The organism is Endozoicomonas sp. NE40, from assembly GCF_040549045.1.
Lineage (GTDB): Bacteria > Pseudomonadota > Gammaproteobacteria > Pseudomonadales > Endozoicomonadaceae > Endozoicomonas_A > Endozoicomonas_A lisbonensis.
This window is the reverse complement of the sequence record NZ_JBEWTB010000002.1, coordinates 2,329,703-2,348,040: the sequence shown is the minus strand read 5'-3', so window position 1 is coordinate 2,348,040 and position 18,338 is coordinate 2,329,703. Positions and strand designations below refer to the sequence as shown.

The following is an 18,338-nucleotide window of genomic DNA, read 5'->3' as shown; positions in this document are numbered from 1 at the left end:
CATTTGTCCGGTCTGGATATAAGGTTCTTATATCCGGCTGAAGGTCATTATTTGGCAATGTCAGACCGGGTGGTATGCCTGTATACAACAGTCTTTTCATCAGCAACCAGGCTCAACAGTTGAGAGTTACCCACCTTAAGTCTGGCGCGACCGTATTGGTTGGTTTCAGCTTCGGCAAGCAGCTTGCCGTTAGTGCTGAATGCCTGAACCAGAGTGTTTGGTTCAGCTTTGACATTGAGGTCCTGATTGCTACTCCAGGCACTGATGCTGGCTTGGGAAACTGAGGCGAACAGGACGGTGGCGATGGCTACGATAGTCTTTTTCATTTTTATTTTCCTTCTCTTGGCTTCTGTTTTGTTTTTGTTGTTTGCTTTTGTTGATACCTAGTTTATGAATAGAAGACGTGAAGAAAAACAACAGACAATGAACGTATTGTTTCGCAGAAAGAGCTAATGAAATTATCAGGGGCTTAACTGACTTTCTTTATCAAGCAACTGTTGTTTACGTTCTATGCCCCAGCGATAGCCTGAAAGACTACCATCTCTGCGAACGACCCGATGGCAGGGAATCGCGACCGCGAGCAGGTTGGCACCACACGCCCCTGCCACAGCCCTGACGGATTTGGGTGAACCTATTTTTTCTGCAATATCGGTATAGCTGACCGTTGTGCCTGCTGGAATATCCTGCAAGGCTGCCCATACTCGTTTCTGAAAAGCGGTTCCCTGTATATCCAGCGGCAGTTGCAGGTCCATTTCCGGGTTTTCCAGAAATCCCACCACTCTGGCAACCAGTTGTTCATACAGGCGGTCATTACCAATCAGGTTGGCATTGGGAAAACGATCCTGAAGATCGCGAACCAGCTTGTCCGGATTGTTTCCCAGAAATATTGCACAAATGCCTTTTATACTCTGGGCAACAAGAATTGCCCCCAGGTAGCACTCACCGACAGCAAAGTAGATATCGGTGTTATTGCCACCTTCTTTGAAGTCCAATGGTTTCATACCAAGAATTTTCCTCGATGATTCATAAAACCGGCTACTTGAATTAAAGCCAGCGTCGTATATTGCCCGGGTTACAGAGTGACTGTTTGTCAGTTCGTTATGAACTCTCTGGGCTCGATGAGCCTGTGCGTATTTTTTGGGTGTCATGCCGGTGATGGCTTTAAAGACCCGGTGGAAGTGAAATGGACTGAGTCCTGCACTGGTGGCCAGTGTATTCAGCGAAGGTTCAATATCTGCCTGTTCGATCTGCCAGCAGGCCCGGGAGATCAGCTTGATGTGTCGGCTGTTTGTTGATCCCTGATCCTGTTGGATTCGCTTACTAGGGCGAAATCCATGGGCTTCTGCCTCTTCTGCAGACGAAAAAAATATAACGTTTTCCGGCTTCGGATGACGGCTTGGGCTGCTTGGACGACAGTAGATGCCTGTTGTTTTAACAGCGTAAACAAACTGGTCATCAAAGTCCGGGTTACGCTCGACAACCGCCTGCCAGCGCGGATCTTTCTCTGTGGATAATGTTTGCTCTGCCGGGCCGGTATTCCTGATGGAGTACATGATGGAGTATTCCGCTAATAAAACAGCACCAGTTTAAGACTGTTTAATGGGGTTAACAGTCCAGATCTTGCGGTCAAATTTTATGATACTGGCTATAAAAGGCGGAATACAAAAGTGCGGGTGAGTTTCTCAGGCAGGAGGATACGACGAAAAAAGCCCTGAAGCGTTAACTTCAGGGCTTTTGAATATGGTGCCTAGGGACAGAATCGAACTGCCGACACGCGGATTTTCAATCCGCTGCTCTACCAACTGAGCTACCCAGGCTACTCTTTTTACAAAGAGAGATTGTCGCACAACCATTTCATCAATAAGAAATGGTGCCTAGGGACAGAATCGAACTGCCGACACGCGGATTTTCAATCCGCTGCTCTACCAACTGAGCTACCCAGGCGCTTCACAGCTTTCTAAACTCTCTAAGCAAGAGAATGTGTGCGAGGCGTATTAAACGGATTTCCCTTGCTTTAGTCAAGTAAGGAGTGAGGATTTTCTTCTTTCTTTTTAGTGCGTTAGTACAAATACTACTGTTTAAGAGGATGAAGCTTTTTGATCAGCCTTCCTCTTAAACTCAAATTTACACAGGCAGAACGCTTTATTGGAATACCACGTAGTCCGCGAGGGTTTCCAGATCGTCGAGTTTCAACAGCTCTTCGATAGGCGACTGTTGAAGGCGTTCCTTCAACACTTTGTAGGCTTGGGTATCTACGACAATGTCACCATTTTCATCCTGAAAGAAAATGGATTGATCCTTAACGCAGGCCAACAACCTTTTCTTCTGGTTGTTGGAAAGAGGGATGTCTTTAATGCTCATTCAATATTCGACCAGTGATAACTCCAGAGAGCCATTATATGGGTAGGTGAGGGCAGTCGCTACCAGAGCTGTCTCAGGCCTGAGGGCTGACCTGTAAAAGTTATTTCTCCTCAGGAATAAACCCTTCAGCGGCATCGACCTCTTCATCGGCAAAATATTTGTCCATCTGTTCGGTCAGGTATTGGCGGGCTTCAGGCTCCAGAAGGTTCAGGCGCTTTTCGTTGATCAGACGGGTCTGATGAATCTGCCATTCTGTCCATGCCTGTTCGGAAACATTCTCGTAAACCCACTGTCCCTTGGGTCCTGGCAGAGGTGGAACAGCAAGACCTTCAGCTTCTTTTTTCAGCTTTACGCATTGAACAGTACGACCCATGATGTTTCCTGAATAGGTTGGTTAAAGGTGGGTTCATCTTAACGCCAATCGGTTGATAAGTCAGGACGAGCAGCTGATTTCCAGTTTTTTGCCCCAGTCGGGTGGAGCAGCGGCAAAGTATTCGTATTCCGGATGCTCGTCATAAGGGGATTCGAGCACACTCAATAATTCTTCTATGGGCTTGTAGTTACCCTGTTCAGCCTGCTCTATGGTTTGCTGCGCCAGGTAATTTCTGAGAATAAATTTGGGGTTCACCTGTTTCATTGCCTGACTGCGGGTGCGGTTATCCATCAGGTTACGTTTCAGTCGCTCAGCATAGGTGTTCAACCATCGCAGCAGGGGGGGCTGCTGTAAAGTCTGAAGGTAATCAGGAAGAGGGGTGTCAGGAGCGAAAGCACATAAAGCCCTGAAAAACAGGGTGTAATCACAGTGTTCGTCCTGCAGCAGTTGCAGAAGGCTTTTGATCAGCTCCGGGTCTTCGTCTTCAACCAGAGCTAAACCAAGCTTTCTGGTCATCAGTTCGGTGTAATGGCCGGAGTAGAGCTGTGGGTACTGATCGATAACGGTTTGCAGGGATTCGGCATCGCCAATGAGTGGCAGCAAAGCCTGGGCCAGTCGGCCACAGTTCCAGTAGCTGATATCCGGTTGCTGGCTGAAGGCGTAACGACCATAGTGGTCGGAATGGTTGCAGATGTAATTCCAGTCAAAATCATCCTGGAAGCCAAACGGGCCATAGTCAAAGGTTTCGCCCAGAATGCTCATGTTATCGGTGTTCATAACGCCATGGGCAAAGCCGGCTGCCTGCCAGTGGGCAACCATCAGGGCGGTTTTCCTGATCACTTCCTGGAAGAACAGAAGGTATTTGTCGGTGTCATTCACCAACTGTGGAAAATATTGCCCAATCGTGTAATCGGCAAGCACCTTCAGCAGGTCATGCTGTCTGGTGTAATAAAAATATTCAAAGTGTCCAAAGCGGATATGGGTTCTGGCTAACCGCAAAAGGGTTGAACCTCTTTCTTCTGTTTCCCGGTAAACGGGGGTATCGCTGGTGGTCACGCATAAGGCTCTGGTGGTGGGTATGCCCAGATGGTGCATGGCTTCAGAGCATAAAAACTCGCGGATACACGAACGCAGTACGGCTCTGCCATCGCCAAAACGTGAATAAGGTGTGGTGCCGGAACCTTTCAGATAAAAATCCCATTTCCCCTGTTGTGGCGTTTGAACCTCTCCCAGTAGCAACCCTCTGCCATCCCCGAGTTGCGGATTGTAGGCACCAAACTGGTGACCGGAATACACCATGGCCAGGGGCGCAAATGACGGACAGGTGTCATTGCCGGATGTGATGTCACACAGTCTGTCAAGGCTTGCAGTGTTGGTATCAAGTCCTGTCAGCCCGGCAGCAGGCTGGCTGACACAAACCAGCTTTGGATTGGTCAGAGGCGTGGCATTCTGTCGTGTATAAAATGCTTCAGGTAGCTGCGCAAACGCGTTGTTAAACCTGAGCTGATCCAGAATAGCCATGATAAGTGTCTCCTATAGGCTTTGTTTTATTTTTTTTAAAAGCCTGGTAACAGGTGCTGCCAGTCCCAGCTGAGAAGGGGTATCTGGCTGAAACCAGTGCCAGTGGTCGCCTTCCTGAACCTGACAGGAATGAAGTTTAGAACTGTTGGCAAAGGTTTTTACGGGTGTAATGTCCAGATGGTAATGACTGAAAGTATGGCGGAAACTGTCCCACTCTTCGAATTCGATGATGTCGATGCCAGTTAGTTGCAGAGCTTTTTCTGAAAGGTTCCCATCGGGCTGGATTTCCGGAAATCCCCACAACCCTCCCCATACCCCCGTGGGAGGACGTTTTTCCAGCAAAACTTCGCCATTCTGATTGATAATCATCAGCATCTTTACCGCTCGTTCCGGTTTGGTTTTTTTTGGTTTTGAACCGGGATATCGTGTTTCTTCGCCCATCTGGTGGGCGATGCAGGAATCTTTCAAAGGACAGATCAGGCACGAAGGCTTGCTGCGTGTGCAGACCATTGCGCCAAGATCCATCATTGCCTGAGTGTAACCGGCTCCCCGTTTTTGGGGCGTATACTCTTCAGCTATTGCCCAGAGTTGTCTGGCAACCGCAGACTGACCTGGCCAGCCTTCCACTGCCCGGTATCTTGCCAGTACACGTTTTACATTGCCGTCAAGAATCGGCGCCCGAATACCCATGCTGATAGAAGCTATGGCACCGGCTGTTGAACGACCAATGCCTGGTAATTGTTGCAGTTGTTCTACTGACTTTGGAAACTCTCCGGCATAATTTTCCAAAATCATTCTGGCCGCTTTGTGAAGGTTTCTTGCCCTGCTGTAATAGCCCAGCCCACTCCAGTGATGCAGCACATCGTCTTCCGATGCACTGGCAAGGTCGGCAACAGCAGGGAAGCTTGCCATAAACCTTTCGAAGTATGGAATGACGGTCGTCACCTGGGTTTGCTGCAGCATGATTTCACTGATCCAGACGCGGTATGGCGTAATATTCTGTTGCCACGGAAGGTGTTTACGTCCGTGCTGGTCAAACCATTTCAGGACCTGTTCGCTGAATGTTTTATCGCTGTGAGTCATTACGGTTGTGTATTGGAATTTATAGGAGCATTATGGCGTTACAGGGATGCAGCTTCCAATGTTAAGCGGTTTGGAAGCTGTACTATAAGGCTGAGCAAAAAACGCTATTGCCACTAATAATAACTAAATGTATGCTCCCCGCCGCATGCTTATAACTAAGGAATTTTAATGGAAACCGACCAACCCCCGAGTAGCAAGGTAAGTTGTGATGTAACACTCTGACGGTTTTCTGTGTCTGTTCGCCGAAGCCGTTCGAGTTTCGGTCCTGCTGGTTTGATCCTCTCCGAAATATCACTTCTTACACACTCAGCAAAAAGTAGTTAAAAAACGATCGACGTATATATTGCGCTTGTTTAGTGCGCCAGAAATTGCGCCTGGAGGAGTACCATGGCGGTTGCTGATATGGCTGTTACAAATCTGCATCTTGTAAGTGAAAGTGAATTTGATACCGCTCAGGCTCTTGCCTTTATGCGGTCGCTCAGTCTTGAAGAAAAGGCTGAGTTTATTATTGGTTTAACGCTCAGTCAGGCAAACGATGTACTGGCTGAGTGTCCGTTGCGTGAGGTTCAGGACATCCTGGAACTGCTGGAAGACTCGGAGCATGAAATTCGAGCCCGGCAGATCAGTATGGGCCTGGGTTTGATCAGCAGTGAGGTTGAACCTGCCGGAGAATATCTTGATAACAGTGTGATGTCTCACGTGCGTGAGCGCATTGGCTGGATTGTTGGTCTGGCGTTGATGGGTATTGTTTCCGGCCTGATCATTGCACGCTATGAAGATGCCCTGAGTTCAATGGTTTTGCTGGCGGTTTATATGCCGGTTGTTGCGGCAGCGGGTGGTAACACCGGTTCTCAGGCGGCAACGCTGGTGGTACGCGCACTGGCAACGGGTGATATCAGCATGAATGACTGGGCCAGAGTGGTCTGGAAAGAGTTTCGGGTTGCCTGCTTTATTTCCATGGTGCTGGCACTGGTGATTGGCGCCAGGGTGGTTATGTTCAGCGGTAACAGTGTTCTGCCAGAAGGGATTTCGTTGCAGATGGTAGCCTTTGCCATTGGTCTGGCTATTTCCATGCAGGTGATTATGTCGACCACCCTGGGCGGTGTTCTGCCCCTGATTGCCAGGGCTTTCCGTCTTGACCCGGCGGTTCTGGTCAGCCCGGTTCTGGCCTCGGTTGTTGATATTACCGGTATGCTGATTTACTTCTTTACGGTGACACGGTTGCTGGGAATTTAACCAGCATCCTGAATAATGCACATGCCATCGCCATCGTCACCACGATGGACGCTCCTCCCGGATAGTCGAGCAGGCTGGACAACACAAGGCCTGTTCCTATCCCGATAATGCCCAGGCTATAGCCTGTTACCCACGACTTCATTCCCGCCATTCCCGAGACTGCCAGTGCTGGCATGATCAGGGTGCTGAATACCAGATAAACCCCCGACAGTTTCACAGACATTGTGATCAGAATGGCAAAGATTGGATAGAACAGTCTGCCGGTCAGTAATTGAGGCATCAGAAGCAAACCCGCTAACAACGCCATTGTTGCCAGCCCGGGGATCTGCAGGTTTGACCACTGTATCCAGAGCAGTCTGCCACCAAGGGTGTCGGTGATGTGCTCGGCTCCATGTGGATCGCTCGCAAGGGCAAGCAGTATGCACGCAGCAGCCAGAATATAAATACAGCCGATGATCGCTTCCAGCTCAATGGGAGCACGACGTGACAGCTTTGATATAAGACAAGCGCCAGCTATTGAGAAAATAAACGGCATAGCTGTTTCCAGGCCGTCCTTGAGGTTTTCCTGCATAGGGTTGTGGGAAATGCCCAGTGCTTTATTCATGATGTGAGCAATGACCGCACCCATGGCTGCAATTTGAGCCACAGCCAGATCCATAAAGACAATGCCCCTGCTCAGCACCTGTCGTCCAAGGATCAGGTGGCTGACCAGTATCAGAACGCCACCACAGAATGATGGCAACAGTATGGTCACGAGACTGATATCAACCATTGCTTTTAGCAGCCTTCAGTAGTTTATCAATCAGATCATCATAGAGCTGTGTCAGTGTCTGGCTCTTGTTATTGTCATTGGCATTGCCATTAATCGACATGGGCAACTTGATTGCAGGCACACCGATCTGTTTACTCAGCCATTCTGCTCCGCTTTTATCCTGATACGAGGCATAAACGACAGCATCTACCCGTGTATTTTTAGCCAGTTTCAGGAGTCTGGACAGGTGTTTGCCGGAAGGTGGCAGCCCGGGTTTGGGCTCAAGGTCGCCAACCATTGATATGCCTAACCACTGGAACAGGTACTCGAAGCTGGTGTGGTAAGCCACTACCTGCATGCCCTTCAGGGGTTTGGCTTCCTGTTCCCACTTCCGGATGTTTTTCTGCCACTGTTCATCAAACTGTTTAATGTTCTTTCTGTAAGACTCCCCGTGATTCGGATCAATCTTTGCCATTCGTTCTGCCAGAGCATTGGCAACGGTCATTAAGCGATAAGGGTCAAGATGAAAATGAGGGTTTCCTTCCGGGTGAACATCGCCCATGGTGGGGTTCACGTTTTTGAGCTTACCAATAGTGTCTATCTGCTCAGCCGCATAGAACATACCGTCTTTGCCGTTTTGAATACGGGCATTGGCTGATTTCATTTGCAGCAAGGGAAGCCAGCCTGCTTCGAGATCGGCTCCGGAACAGATCGCTAGATCGGCATTACGCATTTTTGCAATCAGCCCCGGTCTTGCCTCTATGTGATGAGGATCCTGCAGGGCAGAGGTGGCACTGTAAATTTTACTGTGGGGGGCAATCTGTTCTGCCAGGGCTTTCCATTCGGGTTCACAGGTCAGGATATTTAATGCTGTGGCTTCAGGAATGAAAACCAGCGCAGGTATTATCCCCAGAGCAAAAAGCCGCCCGCTAATGCCCTCATTGTTAATAAGGGGTTTAAAAAGGGTGTTAAAACTGATGCGCATCATGAGCCCCTAAAGACATTACATATTGCAGAGTAATGATGTTGTCGTTGATGTGTTCCAGACCTTTGCCTTTCTGGTGTGTCCATTGCAGACGTATGGTGGAGAAATGACTGTGACTCCATGACAGCATCAACTCGGTTTCCTGCAGCGAGTGCTTGTGATGATGGTCGTCTTCAAACTTTAAGCCATTAAATTCCCCATAACGAATACCTGTCGCCCACTGTGGGGCAAACTGATAGACACTGCTCAGATACCAGCCATCGTGTTTATCGTCGGAGCTTTTGATGGTTTTGTTATCGGTAATGTTCCTTGCCTGAAGGTATTCGGCAGACAGGCTCAGATGTCGGTATTTGTAGTTCCCTTCCGGAGCCCATTTCCAGACAGCTTCTACGCCATAAAGGTCTTTGCCTGTGTAGGACGCTTTGTGGCAGTGGTGGTGATCATGACCGTGGTGGTGATTGCTGTGGTGATTGTGGTTTCCGTCAGAGTGCTGGAGACTTTCACCATGCTGCTTGTGATGATGCTCTTTCTCATGGTGTTCATGATGACTGTCGTGATGGTGTTCTTCATCATCATTGTGTTCATGATGATCATGGTGATGATGTTCTTCTTCATCATGGTGCTTGTGATGAAGGTTATGGGCATGAAACTCTGCCGGACGGCTCCAGGGACTGGTACCATTTTCATTACGCAGATAGTTGAAACCAATCTGCCAGCTGTGTTCATGATTGAAATCGCCACCGATCTTTGTAAAAAAGTTATATACCCCGACCGAGTCCGGATCCTTAATATTATCTGCCCGCATTTTTTTGCCGCTGAACGCTTCAGCCCCAATATTCCAGTAAATGTCTGTGGGCATCAGGTAACTGACTCGTACGCCATCATCAAAGTAATGAGAGCCTAACAGAGCCCGATAAACCGCCGGACGTTCTGTAAACGAATCAGCATGAGTGTGCTGACTGTTGAGATAACCAAAGTCGGACAGAAAGCGACCAGCCCTGGCGGAAAGCCCTCCTGGCAATGCCAGAGTCTGGATAAAGGCTTCTTCTGCTTCTACTTCTGTTTTGCTGTCGTGGGTATGAAGGACCGCTGTCAATTTTCCAAAGAAAAGGTCGTCGATCGGGGAACTGATACTCAGCTCAACGTGGCCCAGGCCAAAACCTTTGTCCATTTCGCTGAGGGCGCTTTTTTCAGACTTGTAGTGACCATCCAGTATCAAACTGTAGTTTGGGTCAAAGTCGATGGCGTGAGAAGTTGAAAGATAGCCAAGAAAGACGGCTAAAGAGAGGGCTGTTTTAGTGATGCACCGGTTATTCACTGCGGTTTGCTCTCTGTGAAGTTGTTGTTGGAGCACAAAGGCTTATGCAGTGATCTGTTATAGTATAACGTTTTAAAAAAGCCAGAAATTGATTAAATATTGCTGTGGATACCCACCATTATCAGATAACTCAGAGCTGCAGGAGCAGCTTTCATGATTCAAATAATTTAAGGAGGGATTTTTAAAAATGTAAACTATCACTTATAGAACATTGGTACCCAAATCCATAGAGATGCAGCTCTAATCAAACACTGGCTAATAGTCCTGGTATCAATACAAGCCATTCATAAAACAAGTTCCCGTTGCTTACTCTTCAGCATCATCTAAACTGCCCTCTGTTAAACCTGAAACAGTGACTGAAGGGTTATATGTCTGGTTTCGTAAAATGGTTATATGTATTTATTTTACTTTCGGGCCTGGCTCAGGCGTCATCTGATCTGACATACGACAGCTTTGACCGTCAAGCTCTGATCCGTGAAATTAAAGGCTTAGAGAAAAATATTACGAATAAGGAAATTGTACGACAAGGACAGATTGTTTTACTGCGTCACCTTGAGGAGAATCAGAACTCAAACATCACTGCCCCGGCACTTTCTCAGGTTCAGGATCATTCAAAGCCAGACTGCAGTGATACCATTTTTTACGTCAGCCTTGCTTTTAGTGCTGCTACGATTATTACCGGTTTTGTTGGACCTGTTACCCAGTTTTTCCGGTATCGGGCGACTTACGGAAGAAACGGTGAACCGGTTCCCTGTAGTGCTTTCCTCTGGTCTACGCTGGCGTTTATAGGTAGTTCATTTTTTCTGGCTAGCGTAGCAATGAATCAATCTGAAAGTAAGTGGGGCAAGCTTAAGGATGCTATGCCATCCGCTACGGCGGGGGCTGCCAACATGCTGGTTTATCTGTCGCTTTTCGTATACAGGTATCGCTATCGTCAAGGACACAGAGATTAATGAGAAAGATGTCTGTACAGTGGTTGCTCGTCAGGTTTGTTGTTAGCTGTTTCCAATTGGCAATCACAATCAGCGCACTTTATTTTCCCTGCGCATACTCAGGTTCTACTGATCTGGATTATAATTCCATGAATTATACTGAGCTGGTAGAGCTGCACAGGCAGTTACAGAAAAAGAACAGATATCTGGGAATACAGATTGACTCTAACTTCCAGCGAATACAACAGCTGCATCACAACCAGTCTTCCCAAAGCTCAGCGAATAAACCTTTCTGCATGATAATAAGGGAAAAATCAAATAATACCTCCCCTGAACTCAAAGATCTGGCAGACGCCTTTTCACCGGTTTCATCGGTTTTTACTTCATCGGGGCCGGTGGCAGAGTTCTTTCATAACCTTCGAATGTACTCCGGGGGGCAGACAGATATTCCGAGACTGGCCTTTGGGCAACCTTCTCTGGATTTTATTTCTAATGGCTGTTATGTCGTTCAAGTCGCTCTGGACTGGCACAACGGTGGCGACTCTATGACGTTCTTTAGAAATTCCTTCCCATCGCTGGTCGTTATGTTTATAGAGACAGGCATTGTTCTGTCTCTGTTTTTTTACAAGTCGCGCAGGGCGGGTCGAACAGAATTGGAAGCCCCACTTCTTTAAATAACGGCTTCAACCGGGTTTCGGTCAGGAATCTCATCTCTGGTTTTCAGAGTCCACAGGACTGATGCTGAGATTATCGTTTGATCCAAAATCTGCGGGAGGCGCCTGATCCATTTTCAGCATCAGGCGCAGGTTGTTTGGCGATGTAGCGTGCAGCATGGCGCGATCCTGATTGATTTTTCCGGCTTTGACCAGATCGTAGAGCGCCTGGTCAAAGGTCTGCATACCCAGGCTTTTACCTTTCTGGACGGCTTCATTAAGCTCGTCAATATTGCCATTCTTGATCAGGTCGGCGACCCGTGGCGTGTTGATCAGGATTTCGTGTACCGGTACCACTGAGTCTTCTTCTTTTCCCTCAACCAGTTGTTGACCGACCACCATTCGCAGGCTGAGTGACAGGTCCATAAGAATTTCAGAGTGTTGTTCGGGAGGGAAAAAGTGAATGATTCTTTCCAGAGCCTGGTAAGTGTTATTGGCGTGCATGGTGGCTATGCATAAATGACCTGTTTCAACAAATTCAACGGTATGTTTCATAACACCGGGAGAACGAATTTCCCCAACCACCACAAGGTTGGGTGCTTGCCGCAGTGCATTAAATAAACCTGCTTCGTAGCTTTCAGTGTCCAGTCCGACATCCCGCTGGGTAACAATACAGTTTTTGTGGTCGTGGATGTATTCCACCGGGTCTTCAATGGTAATGATATGGCCTTTGCTGTTCTGGTTGCGGTAATCAACCAGGGACGCCATTGACGTAGATTTACCCGCTCCGGCCGCCCCGGTGATCAGAATAAGCCCGCGTTCCTGCAACATGTGGTCAGCAATCTGTGGAGGTATAGATAACTCCTGATGAGAGGGGATGTAAGAGTTAAGCCTGCGGATGACCAGACCGGGCTCAGACTTCTGGAAAAATGCACTGATTCGGAAGCGGCCGACATCTTTCAGGTTATAGCCATAATTACATTCTTTGTTTTTAACAAACTGCTGAAAGCGTTCTTCTCCCATAAAAGTACGAATACTCTGATGCGCCTGTTCACTGGTGAGAACCGTGTTACCCACGTTGTGGATCGATTTGCCAATCTTCAGGTTGGGTGGAATGCCTACGGTGAAAAAACACTCGGAGCCTTTTTTGTCAGTCAGTAACTGAAGAATTTTGTCTATTTTCATGGCAGCCACGGCAACGCAGGAAGGTAATAACTGATATTGTCGGCTTGCGGGCTTTGAACTTGCGGCTTTGAGCTCGTGGCTTTAAAAGAGACTGTCCGGGTATTTTGCTACCCGGACTCTGGAAAGGCTGAGAGGAAAACAATTACTTTAAGAAACCCTTCAGGACATCCTTGAGGGGACCATCGACGTTCTTTTCAATTTCTTTTTCAATGCGGTGTTTGACTTCCTGCCTGGCCAGACCGGCTATGGTGTCGGCCAGGCGTTCTGTATCAAGACCACAGTCCGGTTTTCCCAGTTCTCCACGGCAACGTACTGGCCAGGTGACCTCCACATAATCCTCGTTTACCTGACACGCCGGGTCGCTGTCCGGCGCTGTGTCGCCACTGATATTCAGGCCAATGTGGTAATCCATGGTCTGCTGTATCAGGTTTACTGTGCCATCGCCTTTCAGGTTAAGGTTGGCCAGGGCGGCGGTCAGGTTGTTGTTGCTGGCGACACCGTTGCGAATATCAAAACTACCACTGAGGTTTTTAAACTCTGTTGACTGTCCCCAGTCTTTTTTCTGCAGGTCTTTGTTGCGAATCTGGGCAATGCCTTCGCACACCAGCTTGTCGAAGTTGGCTCCGGTGAACGCGCCGTTGGCAATCCCGAATCCTGCCTTGCCATTGAGGTTTCGGGTCAGGGTACTCTGTAGCAGACCGTGGGTAGTGACATTTACGTCGGCATTCAGATTACCCTGAACAGAAGCCAGTGCCGGAACCGGTTCCGCCAGAGTTTGCAGGTCAATGCCCTTCAGGCCTGCCACTGTTGATACTTTTGGATTGCCTTTCTGACGCACATCCAGTTTGGTGTCCAGGTCAATGACGCCTTTGTAGAAAACAGAGTTGATTTTGACCTCCTGACGACCTTTGGCGGCACTCAGCTGAACACTGGGTTTTTCAAACTTCAGTTTTGCCACTGTCATGGAGTTCAGCTTCAGGGAGCCTTTGATATCCAGAGGGCGCAGGGCATCTTCCGGAATCAGGGGAGCTTCGCTGGTGGTCGCTGGAGCAGTCTGTTTACCGCTGGATTCTGTACTGCTGGTTTCTTTACCAGAGTTCGCTCCGTTACTTGCTGGTGGCAGGTAATTATCGAGATTCAGGTCATTACCGGCAAACTGGAACGTCATGGCCTGAGTCTCCAGATCCGTGACTTTGAAGTTGCCGTCCATGATAAAACTGTCAAGACTAAGCTTCAGGGTATTCGCATCAAAGCGTTTACCATCGGTTGTGAACTGGCTTTTAAACGACAGTTTGCTTAAGGCATCAGGGTCAGCCATTGGGGGCAGGCTGACTTTAATCTGGCTTAACAGCCTGGCAGGATTGAATTCGGTAACATCCATTGTGCCGTTAATCTGCATCGGCTCCTGCTGGTAATTCACATTACCCACAAGGTTGACGCTTTCGCCCTGGGTTATATCCGGTCTGGCACTGAGCTTGTAATTTTTCAGGCTGTACCGCCCGTTCTGCAGATCAAAACTTAAGTTACCGCTCAGGCCTGTCTGGAATGCCAGTGCAGGCTCATTACTGCTTATACGAGCCTGCAGGTCAAAATCGAAAGGTTCCTGATTGCGAATGGCACCGGTTTTCAGGCTGGCCTGGTCAACGGTATAGGATTTTCCTGTAGCAAGGTCCTGATAGTGAACGATCAGGTCATCAGCAATAACATTGGCAATGTTGATCTGCAAAGGCTGCTGTTCGCCGGACTGGTCTGAAGACGTTGATGTATCTGTTGTACTGCCTGTCGATTTAGAAGCAGAAGCATTAGAAGGCTTTTGCCCGCTTTCCCAGTTGCCGTTGCCATTCTTGTCTTTAATCAGGTTCAGTTTCAGTCCGATTAAAGTGGCTGTCTGCATTTCGACAGTCTGACTCAACAGGGGCAGCAGTTTAACGCTGACTTCAGCCTTGCCCAGCTCTGCGAATGGGTTTTCCCCGGAGCCTTTGACATTCACGTCTTGCAGAGAGAGCCCCAGCCAGGGAAAAACTGACCAGCCGATAGGCCCGTCGATAGTGAGCGTCAGCCCCGTGTTATCGTAAACCAGCTGGCTGATTTCATCCCGGTAATTGTTAGGGTCGAGTACTCTGGGAAGGACAAGGGCGGCGATAATCGCAATTAAGGCCAGTCCAGCTACCACAAAGACAAAAAACTTGATAATGCGGTTCATGGTTCGCCTCGGTCGAATGTGTTTGGGGTTCTTATAAAGTAGTTATTCGTTCAGTTTACTGGTCTGATGACGTTGAGGACAGGATGATGGTATTACAAAACTATAAAGGACGTCAGGTTTCCCGGATACCCAGCTTTTTCAGGGAGGTCAGAGGGCGAGTCCATGGATGCAGGACTCTGACAGCATCCTGCATAACCGGCGACTTTATGATCGACAGTGCTTCACTGCTACTGCTGAACTGCCCCTGTAACAGCACATACCAGTCTTTCTGGTTACGGCGGTAATGAACCGTGATCGCAGAAGCCAGCTCAGGAAAACGCTGCTTCATTTTTTTAATGGATTCTGGCTTGTTAGCTGCAAACCACTGAATCGTATAACTGCCATCTGAGTTCTGCAGAAGGCTGCCTGGATGATTTCTAACTGGCTGCGCAGGTGATGCTGATGGCTGTCTGGACAGGCGTGAACGATGTTGGGAAGCGGTAATACGCTGGTCCTGACGGGCTGGTTTGCTTAGTGCAACCAGCTGCCTCAGGCTGTCTACCGGGCGAACCCTTGGGTAAAGCCGGGTGGCTATGCGGGCATAGGCTGGCTGTTCCAGTGCTCGTTTTGCCATCGCCAGGCTGCCATAAGCAGGGCTGGCCAGCACATACCAGTTGCGTCCACGCTTGCGGTACTGAATGACCTGAGCATCTTCCAGATAAGGAAAACGCTGTTTAGTCCGTTCAAGCGTTTCCCTTTTACTGCTGGCTAACCATTGAATGGTGTAGCTGCCCGGAGGCGCTTCCAGAACCTTTTCGGACTCTTTTTCTTGTTGATATTGTTGTGATGACTGTCGTTCCGTATTGCGTTTATAGCCTCTCAGGTGCTCTGGTTTTTGCTGATTATATTGAATCGGCTGTTGAAATGGATTGGTGTTGTAGTCGTGAGACTCTGGTTGTGTAACCGTGTTGTAGTCTGGATATTCATAGGAATAATCCGATGCCTGTTCCATGCTTGGGTAGGCTGGCGCAATACTGGCAAACATGGTTTCAGCTGGCTGAGGAGAGCCAACCGGCATGTTGTACTGGTCTGCCAGGACTGGTTGTTCCGGAATCGGGTTAGTGATATCCGGGCGGACAAGATCGAGTTTCTGGATGCTGGCGACTGAGCGGGTCCAGGGATACAGCTTGTTGATCATGCCAGACCGGGGAGCTGCCTGCAGAGCTTCGGTCGCAGAGTTTCTGTCATTGAAGGGACCATCAAGAAGCACGTACCACTCTTTGCCATTTCGACGGTATTGAACAATCGCCGCTTCCTGAAGAACCGGGTAATAATTCTGCAGCTCCCTGAGAGGCTTTGGGGTATGAGCAGCCAGCCATTGCAACACATAGCTGCCATGTGGAGCATTCAGCAGGCGGTTCAGGTTCTGGCTTTCTGCTTCCGCAAAGGTTACAGGTTGTTTGTGTGAGATGGGTAAAAATTGTTCGGACGGTAGTCTGGTAACTGGAGACTCCCGGTATTGCCTTGCCGGTGGTGGTTGAGGATAGTCTGGTGCAGGCTGATAGAGAGCCTGGTAAGGAGTATTACGAAAACTGTTGTTTGAAGAGGAAGGGTAAGCCGGATTGTATTCCTGCTGTGGTGGGTATTGACCGCCTTCCGGAGCTGGCAGGTACCCTCTATTAGTTGATGACTCTCTATTAGCTGATGGCTCTCCATTAGCGGATAGATAGTCTTCACGGGCTTGTGCGGGCTGATATTTTCGTTGTCTGGCCACCTCTTCGAGAGGCTGACTGTAGTCACTGGTTGCATCTCTTCGACACAGCCAGTCGTTATTTGCGTTGGATTTACAGTCCCAGGATGAACTCAGGGCAAGAGGTTTTGGAGGCAACAGTAAAGCCTCCGCCACTGGGGCAGACAGGGGTGCAAGCGCAGCCACGACTGAAAGGCTGAGTGGCTTACAGGTAAACAGCACTCGACCAGGCATGAGCCAGATCCTTCTGATTCATTACTCTTAACAAAACAGATTTGCAAATGGAATGCAAGAGTTGTGTGTGAATTATTTTTATCACACAAGATGTTGTGAGTCAGGCGAAAAGCCCCGGCTAAGTAAGCAAGGCTTCATTTTCTTGCTACTCATAACGCAGCTTTTTATTGGGTCGCTATTTAAACAGCTATTATGTTTAAGGTTCTTTGGTGAGGATTTTGTCATGTGGACTCTCAGGAAAGTTCCGGGCGCAACGGTTGTTTCTCTGCTTGTCAGCTTGCTGGCGACTGGAAGTCTTTTATTTACTCCTGAGACGAAAGCGCTGAATACAGACTGTTTTCCGGTACTGGATAAAAAACAACCTCAGTATGTAGTGGTGTATGGGCGAAATATGCATGAAAGTCTTAGAGAACAAAAAATGAAGCAGAAGTACAACAGTCAGCTTCCTGTGTGGGTCAGTGGCTATCAGCGTGGCTGGATGACCCGCATTAAAGAAGAAGGCAAATACACGACGCTTGGCGTTGTGCCTGAGGTCGGAAAACTGTTGAACGGCATTCTGGTCGAGGCGACGCCGGGTATGATTGATACACACGACAGAACCGAACACAGAATGTGCAGAACCCGCCTGGACCGTAAAAACATCACGTCTATGGCCGGGCAGGTGATTCCTTCAAAAGGCGAGTTCTGGATCTACACGACCCAGAAAGCCTCCAGACTTGAGCCTGCAGGTAAGTATCCAATTCTGATGTCAGAAGTGGACGAATTTCTGACCGGTTGCATTGAACAGGCTAAACAGTTCAACCTGACTAATTTTCCTGAGCAGTGTATTGATACGACCGATTTCTGGTCCAGGCACTGGTCGAACGATCGCGAGCGTCCTTTAACCGGCAGGCTGGTTCAGGTAAAACGCAGCAAGGTGGATGACCTGTTAAGCAAGCTCAAGGGCGGGTTGTATGAAAACGTGCGGGAAGAATGATAGCTGCTACGGGCCAGGCTAGGGGGCAAGCTCAGGGATAGATAGTTTTGGCTGCCTGTTTTCGGTGAAGGGCTTAATGCCTATAATGACCTGGTCTCTGCTATGGAGGCATCAATAAAAAAACAAGCAAATAAAAAATTCAGCCCTGCAAAAACAGACAGTTATAAAAACAGACAGATAAAGAAACAGGAACCGGAGTTTTTGATGTCAAAGCGCACAGCTAGCGTAGAGCGTAATACGCTGGAAACCAAAATCAGGGTTGATATCAATCTTGATGGTACAGGTAAAGGACAGTTTGATACTGGTGTACCATTTTTGGAACACATGATGGATCAGATTGCCCGCCACGGCATGATTGACCTTGATATAAAAGCCGATGGTGATAACCATATCGATGACCATCACACCGTTGAAGACATAGGCATTACTCTCGGGCAGGCATTTACCAAAGCGATTGGTGATAAAAAAGGTATCACCCGTTACGGACACTCTTATGTGCCGTTAGATGAGGCGCTTTCCAGGGTTGTGATCGATTTCTCAGGTCGCCCTGGTCTTGAGTTCAATGTTGATTTTACCCGCTCTCATATTGGTCAGTTTGACGTTGATTTGTTCTATGAGTTTTTTCAGGGCTTTGTTAATCATGCCAATGTTACCCTGCACATCGACAACCTCCGCGGGCGTAATTCTCACCACCAGATAGAGACCGTCTTCAAAGCGTTTGGGCGGGCTTTGCGCATGGCTCTGACCTTTGATCCCCGTATGTCCGGGCAGATGCCATCGACCAAAGGTTCGCTGTAA

At 48.5% G+C, this 18,338-nt stretch carries 17 protein-coding genes and 2 tRNA genes; 5 read left to right on the top strand and 14 right to left on the bottom strand.

From position 1 onward, the window contains the following. Nucleotides 1-47: 47 nt before the first annotated feature. The 8 genes from V5J35_RS11680 to mutY all read right to left on the bottom strand — a co-directional run bounded on the left by V5J35_RS11680 (nucleotide 48) and on the right by mutY (nucleotide 5,338). On the bottom strand, nucleotides 48-326 hold the full coding sequence (locus tag V5J35_RS11680) for a hypothetical protein (protein WP_354007307.1): 279 nt from the start codon (nucleotides 324-326) through the stop codon (nucleotides 48-50). Nucleotides 327-461: 135 nt separating this feature from the next. Then, nucleotides 462-1,553 (bottom strand): bifunctional DNA-binding transcriptional regulator/O6-methylguanine-DNA methyltransferase Ada, encoded by a 1,092-nt coding sequence (gene ada, locus V5J35_RS11675; RefSeq protein ID WP_354007306.1) that lies wholly within the window; start codon nucleotides 1,551-1,553, stop codon nucleotides 462-464. A 188-nt stretch (nucleotides 1,554-1,741) separates the two neighbouring features. Then, nucleotides 1,742-1,817: transfer RNA gene (locus V5J35_RS11670), tRNA-Phe, on the bottom strand. A 51-nt stretch (nucleotides 1,818-1,868) separates the two neighbouring features. Next, nucleotides 1,869-1,944 (bottom strand) — tRNA-Phe (locus V5J35_RS11665). Between the two features lie 198 nt (nucleotides 1,945-2,142). Then, a complete protein-coding gene (locus tag V5J35_RS11660; RefSeq protein ID WP_354007305.1) occupies nucleotides 2,143-2,361 on the bottom strand; it encodes a hypothetical protein in 219 nt (72 codons plus the stop codon). Nucleotides 2,362-2,461: 100 nt separating this feature from the next. Next, entirely contained in the window at nucleotides 2,462-2,734 is a 273-nt protein-coding gene (locus tag V5J35_RS11655; RefSeq protein WP_354007304.1) for an oxidative damage protection protein, read from the bottom strand. A gap of 60 nt (nucleotides 2,735-2,794) precedes the next feature. Continuing rightward, complete coding sequence (locus V5J35_RS11650; RefSeq protein ID WP_354007303.1) at nucleotides 2,795-4,255, bottom strand: protein adenylyltransferase SelO; 1,461 nt, start codon at nucleotides 4,253-4,255, stop codon at nucleotides 2,795-2,797. Nucleotides 4,256-4,267: 12 nt separating this feature from the next. After that, the gene (mutY, locus tag V5J35_RS11645) at nucleotides 4,268-5,338 is read right to left on the bottom strand and encodes an A/G-specific adenine glycosylase (protein WP_354007302.1); all 1,071 of its coding nucleotides are present in this window, start codon (nucleotides 5,336-5,338) and stop codon (nucleotides 4,268-4,270) included. A gap of 387 nt (nucleotides 5,339-5,725) precedes the next feature. On the opposite strand from mutY, the gene V5J35_RS11640 reads away from it, so the two are divergent. After that, the gene (locus tag V5J35_RS11640) at nucleotides 5,726-6,574 is read left to right on the top strand and encodes a magnesium transporter (protein WP_354007301.1); all 849 of its coding nucleotides are present in this window, start codon (nucleotides 5,726-5,728) and stop codon (nucleotides 6,572-6,574) included. Here V5J35_RS11640 and V5J35_RS11635 read toward each other — a convergent pair. Genes V5J35_RS11635 through V5J35_RS11625 form a run of 3 tightly spaced genes read right to left on the bottom strand, consistent with a single transcriptional unit; the run spans nucleotide 6,546 to nucleotide 9,664 of the window. Next, the gene (locus V5J35_RS11635) at nucleotides 6,546-7,346 is read right to left on the bottom strand and encodes an ABC transporter permease family protein (RefSeq protein ID WP_354007300.1); all 801 of its coding nucleotides are present in this window, start codon (nucleotides 7,344-7,346) and stop codon (nucleotides 6,546-6,548) included. The genes V5J35_RS11640 and V5J35_RS11635 overlap by 29 nt on opposite strands. After that, entirely contained in the window at nucleotides 7,339-8,313 is a 975-nt protein-coding gene (locus tag V5J35_RS11630) for a metal ABC transporter solute-binding protein, Zn/Mn family (RefSeq protein ID WP_354007299.1), read from the bottom strand. The genes V5J35_RS11635 and V5J35_RS11630 overlap by 8 nt, the downstream gene beginning before the upstream one ends. Beyond that, complete coding sequence (locus tag V5J35_RS11625; protein WP_354007298.1) at nucleotides 8,294-9,664, bottom strand: hypothetical protein; 1,371 nt, start codon at nucleotides 9,662-9,664, stop codon at nucleotides 8,294-8,296. Before V5J35_RS11625 ends, V5J35_RS11630 begins: the two co-directional genes overlap by 20 nt. A 332-nt stretch (nucleotides 9,665-9,996) precedes the next feature. Between V5J35_RS11625 and V5J35_RS11620 the strand changes: the two genes are divergently transcribed. Further along, entirely contained in the window at nucleotides 9,997-10,581 is a 585-nt protein-coding gene (locus V5J35_RS11620; protein ID WP_354007297.1) for a hypothetical protein, read from the top strand. A 128-nt stretch (nucleotides 10,582-10,709) separates the two neighbouring features. Next, entirely contained in the window at nucleotides 10,710-11,234 is a 525-nt protein-coding gene (locus V5J35_RS11615; protein ID WP_354007296.1) for a hypothetical protein, read from the top strand. A gap of 33 nt (nucleotides 11,235-11,267) precedes the next feature. On the opposite strand, the gene V5J35_RS11610 is transcribed toward V5J35_RS11615, so the two are convergent. The 3 genes from V5J35_RS11610 to V5J35_RS11600 all read right to left on the bottom strand — a co-directional run bounded on the left by V5J35_RS11610 (nucleotide 11,268) and on the right by V5J35_RS11600 (nucleotide 16,564). After that, on the bottom strand, nucleotides 11,268-12,398 hold the full coding sequence (locus V5J35_RS11610; RefSeq protein ID WP_354007295.1) for a PilT/PilU family type 4a pilus ATPase: 1,131 nt from the start codon (nucleotides 12,396-12,398) through the stop codon (nucleotides 11,268-11,270). Nucleotides 12,399-12,540: 142 nt separating this feature from the next. Next, entirely contained in the window at nucleotides 12,541-14,601 is a 2,061-nt protein-coding gene (locus V5J35_RS11605; RefSeq protein WP_354007294.1) for an AsmA family protein, read from the bottom strand. Nucleotides 14,602-14,713: 112 nt separating this feature from the next. Continuing rightward, the gene (locus tag V5J35_RS11600; protein WP_354007293.1) at nucleotides 14,714-16,564 is read right to left on the bottom strand and encodes an SPOR domain-containing protein; all 1,851 of its coding nucleotides are present in this window, start codon (nucleotides 16,562-16,564) and stop codon (nucleotides 14,714-14,716) included. A 223-nt stretch (nucleotides 16,565-16,787) separates the two neighbouring features. On the opposite strand from V5J35_RS11600, the gene V5J35_RS11595 reads away from it, so the two are divergent. Continuing rightward, nucleotides 16,788-17,540, top strand: coding sequence for a hypothetical protein (locus V5J35_RS11595; RefSeq protein WP_354007292.1), 753 nt, complete (start codon nucleotides 16,788-16,790; stop codon nucleotides 17,538-17,540). A gap of 204 nt (nucleotides 17,541-17,744) precedes the next feature. Beyond that, nucleotides 17,745-18,338 carry an imidazoleglycerol-phosphate dehydratase HisB gene (hisB, locus tag V5J35_RS11590; RefSeq protein ID WP_354007291.1) on the top strand — a complete coding sequence of 198 codons (594 nt, stop codon included), beginning with the start codon at nucleotides 17,745-17,747 and terminating at the stop codon, nucleotides 18,336-18,338.